Consider the following 12,642-nt stretch of genomic DNA (forward strand, 5'->3'; position numbering starts at 1 on the left):
CGGGTGATCTTGGTCGTGAACCCGTCTACCAGGAGCTTCGTCGGTTCGTACAGCCCGCCAACCGCCAGGCCGCGCGGTCAGGTTGGAAAGGGCTCACTTTCGGCGGCGAACTCGCTGCCCGCAGAAACCGTCACTCCGGACGGGCCGCAGGTTGGCATAGTCTCCTGGTAGCACAATGAAGTAGTAGTCGTACAAGGCGGCCGTTCACCCCCCCGGGGGGTGAACGGCCGCCTCCGGTCGTCAGACCGCGTCCATCGCCTCCGCCCCGTCCGGACCCGCCGGACACCGGCGCCCCCGACGGCCGCCGCGCACAGCAGCGCCGGGGCCGCCGCCACCGCGCAGCACAGGGCGAGCGGCAGCCGGTCCACCAGCAGCCCCACCGCCGCCGTGCCGCCCGACGAGCCCGCGTTGAACGCGGTGTTGACCCAGGCGCCCGCCCGGGTGCGCCGGGCCGCGTCCGCCGACTCGTCCGCGATCAGGTAGGCGGTCGTGAGCGCCGGTGCGAGGAACAGCCCGGCCGCGCCGACCACGGCGATCAGCACGTACACGTTGCCCGCGAGACCGGCCGCCGCCACCGCGCCGGACAGACCGGCGGCCAGCAGCGGCAGCCGCACCCCGAGCGGGGCCCGCCACCGCAGCGCCCCGTAGGCCAGGCCCCCGATCGCGCTCGTCGCCGACAGGGCGGCCAGCACCCAGGACACCGCCGACGCCCGGTGCATCGCCTCGGTGAGGGCCACCGCCAGCAGGTCCAGCGCCCCGAGGCAGAGCCCCACGGCCGCCGTCAGCAGCACGGCCCGCCGCAGCGCGGGCACGGCGCTCAGCCGCAGGCCGGGCGCGGCCGGTCCGTCGCCCTCCGTGCGGTGGTCCGGCTTCCCGCGCGGCACGGCGGGCGAGGTCGCCAGCGCCCCCGCCCCCACCGCGATCAGCACCGCGCCGGCCAGCACGGCGGCGGCGGGCCCGGTGACCGTCACCGCGACGCCCACCAGCAACGGGGCGGTGACGTACATCAGTTCCTCGGCCACCCCGTCCAGGCTGTACGCGCGGCGCAGCAGTTCCCGGTCGGGGACGAGGTCGCTCCACACCGTCCGCATGACCGGGCCGAGCGGCGGAGTGCAGACCCCCGCCGCCGTGGCGAGGACACCGAGGACCACGGGGGAGGCGCCCGGCCGCCAGGTGACCAGGGCGAGGACGGTGAGCAGCACCGCGTACAGACCGGCCATCGGCGGCAGGGCGCGGCGCGCCCCGTACCGGTCGATCAGCCCGGCACGGGCGGGGGACAGGAACACACTGGCGGCCCCGAACAGGGCCATGACGGTGCCGGCGGCGGAGTAGGAGCCGGTGGCGTCCTTGACGGCGAGCAGCAGGGCGAGCGGGGCGACTCCGTAGGAGAGCCGCCCGATCAGCGCGGCGGCGAAGGCGCGCGCGGCGTGCGGCACGCGCAGGACAGCGACGTATGAAGGAGTGGACACGATGGTCTTCCTCGGGAGGGTGGCGCGTATGCACCGCGCCACAGGTATGCGGGGACACCGGAGTGCCGCACCCGGTGTGCCGGGCGCGGTCTCGACGGGGTCCTACGCACGAGGAAGAAGAGACACGCGGGCAAGGTAGCAGAGGGCGCCGCTAGCCGACGACCCCCGGGTCGGCCGCCAGGATCTCCTCCGTGACCGTCCACAGCCGGGGCACGAAGCGCAGCACCTCGTCGCGCCGCGCGAGCAGGTCCCGGGTGTCCGCGATGCCGGTGAGGTCCGCGACCGCCTCCCGGAAGGCCGGCAGCCGTGCGGTGTGCAGCGCGGGCGCGTCCACGGCCAGCACGGTGTGGCAGCGGGCGAAGGTCGCCAGGATCCAGAACACCGCCTCCCGGTGGTCGCCCCGGTCGATGAGCTCGCGGCTGCCGTCGACGGCGATGGGCCGCGCCCGCTCCGTGAGGTCGCTGCCGAAGAAGAAGGGCGTGCGCACGACGGGGACCGTGGCGTCGAACGTCCCTGTCAGCTCGGCGAGATGGTGCCGCACCAGCGGCGCGGACACCTCCGCGCAGCCCAGGAGCCCCAGCAGCTCGGGGTACAGCGCCTCCTGCCCGTACGCGGTGAGCACCTCGCGTACGGCGGGGTAGCGCAGCCGGACGGTCGGGTTGCGCAGGGCGGCCACCAGCGGGACGTGCGTGGTGACCCCGGTGGGGAAGAGCCAGCCCAGCACCCGGGCGGCGAACGGCTGCGTGGTGTCCAGGGCGGCGAGCCGGCTCTCGACGCGGTGCCGGGCGTCCAGACACCGCCGCCGCACGTGGTCCCGCCGGGCGAAGCGCGGTGCGATGTACGTGTGCAGGGCGCGCAGCCGCCCCGTGGGGTCGTCGATGACGGTGTCCCGGCGGAAGCCGCCCGCCAGGTGGTACGCGCCCAGCACCGCTTCCGGGTCGGCCAGCAGGGACCACGGCTCGTAGGTGATCTCCAGCAGCGCGCCCCGGTGCGACAGCTTGCCGGGCTTCGCCGGTGCCTCGGCCCCCGCCGTCACCACGACCACGTCCACGTCCGAGGAGACCGGCAGCTCCGCGTCGTCCGGCCGCCCGACCGTGGACCCGCTGAAGTAGGCCCCCAGATAGTCCGGCGCGGGGCGGGCGTGCGCGGTCACCCAGTGCGCGGCGGCGGCGCGCGCCTCTCCGAGTCTCATGCCCGACACCTACGCGCCGGTCCGGCTCGGCGTCAAGCACGGGCGGCCCGCCGCCGGTAACGTCGGCGGCGTTCACCGCTCCGTCCCCCGAACGCCCGGTGAGGTATCCGATGCGCAAGATCATCTACTGGATGTCGATGTCACTCGACGGCTTCATCGAGGGGCCGGGCCGGAACATCGACTGGCATACGGTGGACGAGGAGCTCCACAGCTACTTCAACGAGCAACTGGCCGGTATGGGCGGCATGCTGGACGGCCGCGTCACCCATCAGCTGATGGCCGACTTCTGGCCCACCGCCGACCAGGACCCCGCCAACGAGGGGCCGATGGCCGACTTCGCCGTCATCTGGCGGAACATGCCGAAGTACGTCTACTCACGGACGCTGGAGCACGCCGACTGGAACACCACCATCGTCCGCGAGGTGGTCCCCGAGGAGGTCAGGGCCCTCAAGGAGCAGCCCGGCGGCGACCTCTCCCTCGGCGGCGCGGATCTCGCCGCGTCCTTCGCGGCGCACGACCTGATCGACCAGTACCGCGTCTACATCCACCCGGTCCTCATCGGCCGGGGCAAGCCGATGTTCCCGGCCGAGGACACCCTGCGGCGCCTCCGCCTCACGGGCAGCCGCACCTTCGGCACCGGGGTCGTGGAGCTCTGCTACGACCGCGCCGACCGGTGACGCCCCGGGACCGGCCCGGGACGCCACCGCTCCGTCAGCGGCCCGCCTGGAGCGCCGTCCAGGTGGCGGCGCCCACGATCCCGTCGGCCGTCAGCCCCCGCCCCGTCTGGTAGGAGCGCACGGCCGTCGCGGTCGCCGGGCCGAAGCTGCCGTCCGCGTCCACCGTCGAGCCCAGCGCCGCCGTCAGGGCGCGCTGGAGCCGCTTCACGTCCTCGCCCGTCGCGTCCTCGGCGAGCACCGGCGTGGTCCCGGCGGACAGCAGCGCCGTCCAGGTCCTGGCCCCCACGACCCCGTCCGCGTCGAGGCCGTGCGCCGACTGGAACGACGTCACCGCCGCCGCCGTGGCGGGCCCGAAGCTGCCGTCCGCCTCGCCCGCCGCGTACCCCTGGTCGTTCAGCAGCCGCTGGAGGGCGGTGACCTGAGGGCCCGTGGAGCCGGAGCGCTGGGTCGTGTAGGTGGCGAAGCTCAGCCCGTCGCGGGTCTCGCCGCCCGTCCCGGTGCCGGTCACCAGCTCCATGTAGCGGTCCCAGTCCCAATACGGGCCGGGGTCCGTGTGGTCGTTGCCCGGGGCCTCGCTGTGCCCGATGATGTGCGCCCGGTCCTTCGGGATGCCGTACTTGTCGCACAGCGAGGCGGTCAGCGCGGCCGACGACCGGTACATCGCGTCCGTGAACCAGGTCGGGTCGTCGATGAAGCCCTCGTGCTCGATCCCCAGCGCCGAGGCGTTGGCGCTGCGCGCGTGGTACGCGGTGTCGGCGTCCCGCACCATCTGGGTGATCTGCCCGTCCGACGACCGCACCACGTAGTGCGCGCTCACCTCGGACACGGGGTCCTGGAACCAGCTGATCGAGCCCGCGTACGAGCCCTGCGTGACGTGGATGACGATCTTGTCGATCTTCGCGGTCCGGCCGGTGGTGTAGTTGTTCGGGTCGGCCGGGACCCAGAGCGCGTCCGGGTAGTCGGCGCTCCGGGCACCCGAGTCCGTGGTCGCGACCCCGTCCCGCTCCGGGGAGACCGGACGCCCGGTCACCGTGATCCGCTCGCCGTCCGGGGTGAGCGCGTCGAGCCCGGCGGCCAGGAAGGTGTAGACCGTGTCGGCGTAGAGCGCGGCGGCCGTGCCCCGCGTACCGCTGTAGCGGGCGACGGCCGGGTACCAGGCGTCGAGGTCGTCGCGGTCCGTGGCGTCCAGGCCCAGCCCGTCCGCGTACCCGCGCAGCAGCGCCGCGCCGCCCAGGATGTTGGCGGCGGTGTCGGTGCGCAGGGTGGCGGCCGGTTCACCGGTGAGGGCGGCGGCCCGTTCCAGGGTGTGGTGCGTGGGGTTGCTGACCAGGTGCATCACGCCGAAGCCGCCCGCCTGGCTGGGGTGTCCGGCGTGGCCGTCGAGGCGGGTCTCGCCGTACCCGACGGCGGCGAGCAGATCGCGCGGCACGTCGAACGCCTCGGCGGCCCGCGTGAACGCCCGGTCCATCGGGTGCCCGGGGTCCGCCGCCGCGAGGGCCGGGGCGCCGGTCGCGGCGAGGACGGTGGCGGTGAGGGCCGCGAGAAGGGAGGCGCGGGTCCGGGCGGCGCGTGTGGGCATACCTGCTCCTGCTGTGTGGGGGAGGGCCGGCCGACGGGGCCGGGCGGCCGCGAAGCCTGCTCACGATAGAGAGCCACCACGGGTATGACAATCAGCCCGCAGGCGTGTCGAACCGCTTGCACTCCGGCGGAGTTGACGGGCCGTGAGTACGCGCGCGCCGCGTGGGATTCGTACACCTGGACGGCAGCCCACCGCACGGGGGAACGCGGGCCGGGCCCGCCGCCGACAGGGCGTATAACAGAGAACTCCGGACCGGCCGGCGTCCCCGATGGCACCCACATCTCACGCGGCAAGGCGTCACCGCGTACGACAGCGGAGAAGTGCCCGATGAGCATGAGCACGGCAGATGAGATCAGCACCTTGCTGACGGCGAACTTCGGAACCGACCCCGTGGCGATCCGGCCCGACGTGCCGCTCAGGCAGCTCCGGCTGGACTCGCTGGCACTGGAGGAGCTGCGGCTCCTCATCGAGGACCGGCTCGACGTCGATCTGGACGACGTCCAGCTCACCTCGCGCGACACCGTCGGCCAGCTGATCGACGCCGTGCACCGCAAGGCCGCCGCGTGACGGCCCCCCACCGCCTGCCGCCGTTCGCCGCGGCCGTCACCGGGGTCGGCCTCGTCACCTCGGCGGGGGTCGGCGCCGAGGCCACCTGGCGCGCGATCAACGACCCCGGGACCGCGCCCTGCGTGCCGCACCGGCCCGAACTGGCCGGGCTGCCCTGCGACTTCATGTACAGCGTGACCGGCCTCGACACCCGGGCCGTGCTCGGCGTCGCCGCGCACCGGCTGATGGACCGCTTCTCGCACCTAGCCGTCATCGCCGCCCGCGAGGCCGTCGCGGACGCGGGCCTGGATCCCGCCGTCTGGGACAGCGGCCGGGTCGCCGTCGTCATCGGCTCCGCCCACGGCGGCCTGCCCTTCTACGACGAACAGCACACCGCCCTCACCGAACGCGGCGCCCGCCGCGTCTCGCCCAAGCTCGCCCCGCTCACCGTCGTCAACGGCGCCGCCAGCAGCGTCGCCACCGACCTCGGCGCCCACGGACCCAGCCAGGCCGTCTCCACCGCCTGCTCCTCCGGCACCGTCGCCATCGGCACCGCCCACCAGATGCTGCGCACCGGCGCCTGCGACATCGTCGTCGCCGGGGGCGCCGAGTCCGTCTGCTCCCGGCTCCTGATCGCCAGCGCCTGCCGCCTCAAGGCCGTCTCCACCCGCATCGACGACCCGCAGGCCGCCTGCCGCCCCTTCGACACCCACCGCGACGGCTTCGTCGTCGGCGAGGGCGCCGGGCTCCTCGTCCTGGAACGCCCGGAGCACGCCCGCGCCCGGGGCGCCGCCGTCCGCGCCCACGTCACCGGCTACGGCTCCTCCAGCGACGCCTACTCGGCCGTCGCCCCCGACCCCGACGGGCTCGGCATCGAACGCGCTCTGCGCACCGCCCTGGCGGACGCCGGGATCGACCCGGCCGCCATCGGCCATGTCAACGCGCACGGCACCTCCACCGTCTCCAACGACCTGATCGAGACGGCCGTGCTCCGCCGGGTCCTGGGCGAACAGCCCCTCGTCACCTCCACCAAGGCGATGACCGGCCACACCCTCGGCGCCGCCGGAGGCATCGAGACCGCGCTCACCGTCCTCGCCCTCCAGCACCAGCTGGTCCCGCCCACCGCCAATCTCGACGCCCCCGACCCGGACATCCCGGTCGAGGTGGTGAGCAAGGAGGCCAGGCCCGCCGCGTTCGACGCGGCCGTCAAGACCTCGCTCGGCTTCGGGGGCCACAACGCGGCCCTCGTCCTCACCAGGTGACCGGGGCCAAGGACCAGACCTCATGACCGAAGAGATCATCCGCACCCGCACCGTCGACGGGTTCCGCTACCGCTACCGCGTCCTGCCGCAGCCCGCACCCCGCACCGAACCGGTCGTCGTCCTCGGCGGTGCCCTCCAGGGCATCCACGGCTGGCCGCAGATGGACGAGCACCTCGGCCCGCACGCCTCCGTGATCACCCTCGACCTGCCCGGCATGGGCGGCGCCGACCCGCTGCCGCCCGGCACCGACGACGGCCTCCTGTGTGCCGCCGTCACCGGCGTCATGGACGACCTGGGCGCCGACCGGGTCAACCTCTTCGGCTTCTCCTACGGCACGTCCATCGCCTTCGGCTGCGCCCGGCGCGACCCCGGCCGGATCGCCCGCCTGGTCCTCGGCGGCGTACCGTCGCACATCGGCGAGGCCCAGTGCCAGGACTGGGCGCGTGGGCTCGACCGGCTGGAGGCCGGGGACGCGGAAGGGCTCGCCGCCCTGGCCGCCGAGGCGCTGATGTGCCTGGACCCGGAACGGCCGGTCCACCGGCGGGGGCTGGCCCTGCGCTATGTGCGCCGGTCCTTCGTGCACGCCCTCACGCACTCCCCGCACGCGGAGCGCTCGCTGCGCCGGTCGCTGGAGCACCGCCCGGACTTCTCCGGCGGGCTGACCGGGGTGCCCGCGCTCGTCTTCGCGGGCGAGCACGACACCGTGACCTCGCCGGACCACCAGCGGGCCTTCGCGGCGACGATCGAGGGCAGCCGCTTCCTGACCATCGGGGATTCGGACCACTGGGTCGTCCTGGAACGCCCCGACGACGTGGCGGACCTGGTGGCCCGCTTCCTGACCGACCGGCCGCTGGAACCCGCCCCCGCGCTGCGGCCGGTCGCCCCGCTGCCGCGCCCGCGTGCGGAGGCGACGGCGGACGCGGTGGTGCCGCGGGTGGGCGGCTGAACCGCCCGCCCGCGGGGTGGGTCAGTGGTGCCCGTGGTGCCCGCCGTGGCCGTGGTCGTGCCCGTGGCCGTTCCCGTGCTCCGGGGCGTTCACGTCGACGCGGACGATCTGCGGGTCGTGGTCGCTCGCCTGGTCGGCGAACTCCGCGTTGATGTGCACCACGTCGTAGTCGAAGCGGCGCACGCCCGGGCTGGTCAGGATGTGGTCGAGGGTCTGCGAGTTGCCCTCGTACACATAGCTGTACTGCTCGTTCTTCGGCAGCGTGGTGATCAGTGGCTTCAGCACCTTGCCGTCGGTCAGCGCGCCCACGGTGGGCGAGAAGGCGAAGTCGTTGAGGTCACCGAGGACCACGACCCGCGCCGACTTGTCGGCCGCGAGCAGCGACTTGACGAAGGTGTTGACCTCCTTCGCCTGCTGCACCCGCTTGGTCTCCGAGCTGCGCACCGGCTCCTGGTAGCGGCCGTGCAGCGGCTGGTCCCCGCCCTTGGACGCGAAGTGGTTGCCGACGACGAACACGGACTTCCCGTGGAAGCGGAATTCACCCACCAGCGGCTTGCGGCTGTCGTCCCAGGCCGCGCTCGCGGGCGCGATCCGGCCCGGCGACACCGACAGCGTGACGCCCTTCCTCGTCTTCACGGCCGCGACCGGGGTCGTCGCGTCGCCGCCCGGACGGTCCACGAAGTCCACCCGCTTCGGGTTGAAGAGGAACACGTTGCGGATGTTGCCGCCGGGCTCGCCGCCGTCCTTCCCGTCCTGCGGGGCCACGTAACGCCAGGAGTAGCGCGGCCCGCCCGCCGCGACGATCGCGTCCGTGAACCGCTTCAGCGTCGCCTCGGAACCCACCGTGCCGTCGTTGACCGCGCCGTTGTCGTCCTGGATCTCCTCCAGCGACACGATGTCCGGCGAGGAGAGGTTGACCGCGACGCCCTCCGCCAGCGTGTCGAACTTCGCCTGGTCGTCGAGCGCGTCGAGGTTCTCCACGTTGTACGTGGCGACCGCGAGCTCCTTGCCCTTCTGCTTGCGCGTGACCTCGCGCTTCAGGTGGTGGTCGGTGACCTTGCCGAGCGCGGTGGCCTGGAGGTTGTAGCCGCCGTACGAGTCGTAGTCCAGGACGCCCGAGGTGGTGCCGGCGAGCACGTCGCCCACGTTCGCGGTGGGCACCGGCGCGGCCGGGTCCAGCGACAGGACCTTGATCCGGCCGGTGTTCTGGTCGGTGTACGAGGCGTAGAGCGTGCCGCCGCGCCGGGTCGGGTTCTGCTTCGGTGCGACCGTCACCCAGACCTCGTGGTACGCGGTGGTCGCGCCGGTCACGCGGGTGTCGGCGATCTGGACCCGGGTGCCCTCCAGGGACTCGTACAGGTCCAGCGCGTACGTCGACGGCTCCAGCGGCAGCGCGTCGATCGAGCCGCCCCCGGCCGAGGGCACGTACGCCGACGGGACCGCCTTCGCGTCCAGCACCACCGGGGCGGGCAGCGCGTTGCCGGAGGAGACGACCGTGACCTTCGGGGCGGTGATCTCGGTGACCGACTGGGTGGTGGTCGACGGGTAGTACTCGTCCACGGTGCCGCTGACCAGGACCGAGTCGCCCACCTGGACGGCCGGGGCGGCGGAGCCGGTGTACACGAAGACGCCCTCGCCGGTGCGCGGGTCGGCGTCCGGGGCGGTGTCCTGGATCCAGAAGCCGCGCGAACCCGAGGTGCGGACCGCCGTGACGACGCCGGGGACCCCGGTCACCGCCTTGCCGTCCAGCGGGGAGACCCGGGTGGTGCCCTGGATGTCGTGGATCCGCACGGTGCCGGGCTCGGTGGGGTTCCCCGGGTCGCCCGGGTCCTCGCCGCCGCCGGAGGTCTCGCCGGCCGCGTTGACCGGGGACGGGGTGGCCGCGGTCAGGTCGGCGGCGTTGTCGTCGGTGTCCGCGAGCGAGGCCGCCCGTGCCACGGAGGCGGTGGCCGAGGTGCCCTTGGCCGGTCCGCTGCCTTCCCGGACGACCGCGGTGCCGTAGCCGACCAGGTCCACGATCCGGGTGTCGGCGGCGCAGTCGGCGGCCGTCTTGCAGGTCAGCGGGGCCGTCCCGGAGACCAGGGCCACGGTGCCGGCCGTGGCGGACATCGCGACGGTGCCCGTGGCGTCCGGGGCGGGCAGGGCCACCGTGCCGCCGGTGCCCGCCGCCTCCGCGACGAGATAGCGGCCGCCCGGCGCGACGGAGCCGGTCAGCGCGGACACCTGCCACAGCGAGCCCGCCGACGGGGCGCCCGGCAGGTACTGGACGCTGAGCCCGTCCAGGCCGTACGCGGCCGAGCCGGCGTTGGCCAGCTCGATGAAGTCGCGGGTCAGCGTCGCACCGGAGTTCCCGCCGCCCCCGTACACCTCGGAGATCACGGCGGTCGCGGACGGGGCCGCGAAGGCGGCGGGCAGCGCGGTCGCCGAGAGCGTCACGGCGACCGCGCCGGCCAGCAGGGCGGAACGTGTGGTGGATATACGCACGGAGAATGCCCCTCAGAGTGTGGTGAGGGAGCACAAGCTATGCGCGTAGAACAGGCGATGACAAGGCATCAGGGGTGAATTCCGGAAAACGTTCGGTGACGAGCGGAGCTGTCCAGGATGCGGCGATGGTTTGACCGGGTTGAGCCGGTCCGGCTACGTTGCGCGGCATGCAGCGATCCGCACACCTCACGACGCGGGGTCACATCGACCTCAAGCGGGTGTGCTCCGCCGTGTGTCACCGCGCCTGAGGCACCACGCCCGCGCCCTCCCGCGCCCCCGGTCCCGTGCCTCCGCCGAGCAGACACCGCGCCCATCGCCGCCCCCGAGGTCTGGAAGACACGGTGAAGAGTCTCTCCGCCCCCGCCCGCCGCCCCCACGAGACCCGCACCACCCCGCTGCGCCGCGCCGACATACCTGCCCCGGTGCCGGGCCGCCGCCCGACCGGCACCGGCTCCGTCCTCGGCGCGATCCTGGACCACGGACCCGTCGCCCGGTCCACGGTCGCCCGTCTCACCGGCCTCTCGCCCGCCTCTGTCAGCGGGCACGTCGGCCGCCTCCTCGCCCGCGGACTGGTCCGGGAGAGCGCCGAGACCGCCGGGCCCAAGGGGCTGGGCCGGCCGCACATCCCCGTCGAGATCGACACCGGCGGCTATCTGGTGGCCGGGGCCCACATCGCCGTGGCCCACTCCACCCTCTCGCTGATGGACCTGCGCGGCCGGATCGTCGCCCAGGACCGCCGGCCCCACGGCTCCACCGACCCCCATCGCCTGCTCGCTCAACTCGCCGCCCGGCTGCCCGTGTTGGTGGACGCGCACGCCGAGGGGCGCGCCGTCCTCGCCCTCGGCCTGGCCACCGGCCACCGCGTCGACCCCGAGAGCGGCGTGATCGTCGCGCACCCCCAGCTCGGCTGGGAGGACGTCCCCGCCCGCGAGCTGCTCACCGCCGCGACCGGGCTGCCCGTCCATGTGGACAGCCACTCCCGCGCCCTGGCCCGGGCCGAGCAGTTGTTCGGCCAGGAGTCGACGCGGGCCAGCACCGTCCTGCTCTTCGTCGGCGCGGTCGTGGACGCCGCCTTCGCCACCGAGGGCGCCCTGCACCGGGGACCGCGCTCAGGGGCGGGAAGCGTCGCCCATCTGCCCCTGGGCGCAGGGGGATCGGGCGGTGCGGAGCCGTGCTCCTGCGGGCGGTCCGGGTGCCTCCAGTCGGAGGTCTCGGAGCGGGCGATGGTGCGGCGCGCCGCCGCCCAGGGGCTGGTGACCGGGTCCTTCCCGGAGCTGCTCGACCGGGCGCTGGCCGGGGACGCCCGGGCGGTGGCGCTGTTCCGCCGGCGGGCCCGGCTGGTCGGGCGGGCGGCGGCCCTGCTCCTCGACATGTTCGACCCGGAGGTCCTGGTCGTGGTCGAGCCGGGGGCCGGGCGGATGCCGGAGTGCCTGGCCGATCTGCGGGCTGAGGTGGCCGAGCGGTCGGTGGTGTGCGACGACCCCGAGCGGGCCGTGGTGCCGAGCAGCTTCACCGGGTCGGTCCTGGCCGTGGCGGGCGGGGCGGTGGCCCTCGGCTCGCTGTACACGGACCCGCTGGGGCCGTGGCCGGCGCTGCCCGCGGTGTCCTGACACCGGACCCGCCGCCCCTCCTCCGTAATCCGACTTAATTCAGTCAGTTGCATTGTTGACCGGCCGCGAACGGCCACGGGATGATGGATTCATGACCAGCCGACAGCGGAATTCAGCGAAAGCGTCCTCGATGACGCCGCGGTTCCGCTCGTCCGCGCCCGCAGCGCCGCGTTCCTGTCGCGGCCGCTGTCCGGGCCTCCGGTAAACACCCGCTGATATCCGGCGAATGTTCCGCGCGTCCGCGCGCGCCTCGCCGTGCCTGCACGCCTTCGCGCGATTCCAGCCGCCTTTTTCGTGCTGCCCTTTTCGGGCTTTCCACCTCCGGGAGACACGTTGACCGTCACTGTGCCCACGTACGCGGCCCAGGCCGCCGCCCCCGCTCCGGCGGGGATCGCCCCCGACCGCTTCCGGCAGGCGTTCCGCCGCTACCCCGCCGGGGTCGTCGTCATCACCACCGACTCCGGCCGCGGACCGGTCGGCTTCACCGCGACCTCGCTCACCTCGCTCTCGCTGACCCCGCCGCTGATCTCGTTCGGCATAGGGACCACCACCTCGTCGTGGCCGCACTTCGAGCACGCCCGTACGGCCGTCGTGCACTTCCTCGGCGCCGAACAGCAGCCCCTGGCCGCGACCTTCGCCACCAGCGGCATCGACCGCTTCGCCGCCCCCACCCGCTGGCACCGCCTGCCCGGCGGCGAGCCCCTGCTCGACGGGGTGGCCGGCCATCTGCGGGTGGAGACCGAGCAGATCGTGCCGGCGGGTGACCACCGCATCGTCATCGCCCGGGTGGTGGACGCCCAGCTCGACGAGGGCCGCAGCCCGCTGCTCTTCCACGACGGCTCCTACCTCTCCCTCTGACCCGGATCAGGACCTCTCC

The 12,642-nt window shown here is 74.1% G+C and carries 10 protein-coding genes; 6 read left to right on the forward strand and 4 right to left on the reverse strand.

The genetic code is table 11. The features are described 5' to 3' along the window. Positions 1-77 precede the first annotated feature (77 nt). Together ACIQZN_RS14310 and ACIQZN_RS14315 are read right to left on the reverse strand one after the other, a co-directional pair. The gene (locus ACIQZN_RS14310; protein WP_403992356.1) at positions 78-1,469 is read right to left on the reverse strand and encodes an MFS transporter; all 1,392 of its coding nucleotides are present in this window, start codon (positions 1,467-1,469) and stop codon (positions 78-80) included. A 151-nt stretch (positions 1,470-1,620) separates the two neighbouring features. Further along, positions 1,621-2,661 carry a hypothetical protein gene (locus ACIQZN_RS14315; RefSeq protein WP_403992359.1) on the reverse strand — a complete coding sequence of 347 codons (1,041 nt, stop codon included), beginning with the start codon at positions 2,659-2,661 and terminating at the stop codon, positions 1,621-1,623. 110 nt (positions 2,662-2,771) lie between these two features. Between ACIQZN_RS14315 and ACIQZN_RS14320 the strand changes: the two genes are divergently transcribed. Further along, on the forward strand, positions 2,772-3,338 hold the full coding sequence (locus ACIQZN_RS14320; protein ID WP_403992362.1) for a dihydrofolate reductase family protein: 567 nt from the start codon (positions 2,772-2,774) through the stop codon (positions 3,336-3,338). Between the two features lie 34 nt (positions 3,339-3,372). Here ACIQZN_RS14320 and ACIQZN_RS14325 read toward each other — a convergent pair whose 3' ends face one another. Beyond that, on the reverse strand, positions 3,373-4,917 hold the full coding sequence (locus ACIQZN_RS14325; RefSeq protein ID WP_403992365.1) for a peptidoglycan-binding protein: 1,545 nt from the start codon (positions 4,915-4,917) through the stop codon (positions 3,373-3,375). A gap of 333 nt (positions 4,918-5,250) precedes the next feature. On the opposite strand from ACIQZN_RS14325, the gene ACIQZN_RS14330 reads away from it, so the two are divergent. From ACIQZN_RS14330 to ACIQZN_RS14340, 3 genes are read left to right on the forward strand one after another with little or no spacing between them, the layout of a single operon-like run. Next, complete coding sequence (locus ACIQZN_RS14330; RefSeq protein ID WP_403992368.1) at positions 5,251-5,484, forward strand: phosphopantetheine-binding protein; 234 nt, start codon at positions 5,251-5,253, stop codon at positions 5,482-5,484. Next, a complete protein-coding gene (locus ACIQZN_RS14335; RefSeq protein WP_403992371.1) occupies positions 5,481-6,725 on the forward strand; it encodes a beta-ketoacyl-[acyl-carrier-protein] synthase family protein in 1,245 nt (414 codons plus the stop codon). Before ACIQZN_RS14330 ends, ACIQZN_RS14335 begins: the two co-directional genes overlap by 4 nt. 22 nt (positions 6,726-6,747) lie before the next feature. Continuing rightward, complete coding sequence (locus tag ACIQZN_RS14340; RefSeq protein WP_403992374.1) at positions 6,748-7,671, forward strand: alpha/beta fold hydrolase; 924 nt, start codon at positions 6,748-6,750, stop codon at positions 7,669-7,671. 21 nt (positions 7,672-7,692) lie between these two features. Here ACIQZN_RS14340 and ACIQZN_RS14345 read toward each other — a convergent pair whose 3' ends face one another. Continuing rightward, positions 7,693-10,155, reverse strand: a complete 2,463-nt coding sequence (locus tag ACIQZN_RS14345) for an endonuclease/exonuclease/phosphatase family protein (protein WP_403992377.1) — start codon at positions 10,153-10,155, stop codon at positions 7,693-7,695. Between the two features lie 341 nt (positions 10,156-10,496). Between ACIQZN_RS14345 and ACIQZN_RS14350 the strand changes: the two genes are divergently transcribed. Both ACIQZN_RS14350 and ACIQZN_RS14355 read left to right on the forward strand, forming a co-directional pair. Continuing rightward, the gene (locus ACIQZN_RS14350; protein WP_403992380.1) at positions 10,497-11,765 is read left to right on the forward strand and encodes an ROK family protein; all 1,269 of its coding nucleotides are present in this window, start codon (positions 10,497-10,499) and stop codon (positions 11,763-11,765) included. Positions 11,766-12,098: 333 nt separating this feature from the next. Then, entirely contained in the window at positions 12,099-12,623 is a 525-nt protein-coding gene (locus ACIQZN_RS14355; protein WP_403992383.1) for a flavin reductase family protein, read from the forward strand. Positions 12,624-12,642 lie beyond the last annotated feature (19 nt).

Origin of the sequence: Streptomyces sp. NPDC097595, from assembly GCF_044761525.1 — a bacterium.
Classification (GTDB): domain Bacteria; phylum Actinomycetota; class Actinomycetes; order Streptomycetales; family Streptomycetaceae; genus Streptomyces; species Streptomyces drozdowiczii_A.

Coding starts and splice junctions, on each gene's coding strand:
- ACIQZN_RS14330 (WP_403992368.1), top strand. CDS start 5,251: ATGAGCACGGCAGATGAGATCAGCACCTTGCTGACGGCGAACTTCGGA.
- ACIQZN_RS14340 (WP_403992374.1), top strand. CDS start 6,748: ATGACCGAAGAGATCATCCGCACCCGCACCGTCGACGGGTTCCGCTAC.
- ACIQZN_RS14320 (WP_403992362.1), top strand. CDS start 2,772: ATGCGCAAGATCATCTACTGGATGTCGATGTCACTCGACGGCTTCATC.
- ACIQZN_RS14315 (WP_403992359.1), bottom strand. CDS start 2,661: ATGAGACTCGGAGAGGCGCGCGCCGCCGCCGCGCACTGGGTGACCGCG.
- ACIQZN_RS14325 (WP_403992365.1), bottom strand. CDS start 4,917: ATGCCCACACGCGCCGCCCGGACCCGCGCCTCCCTTCTCGCGGCCCTC.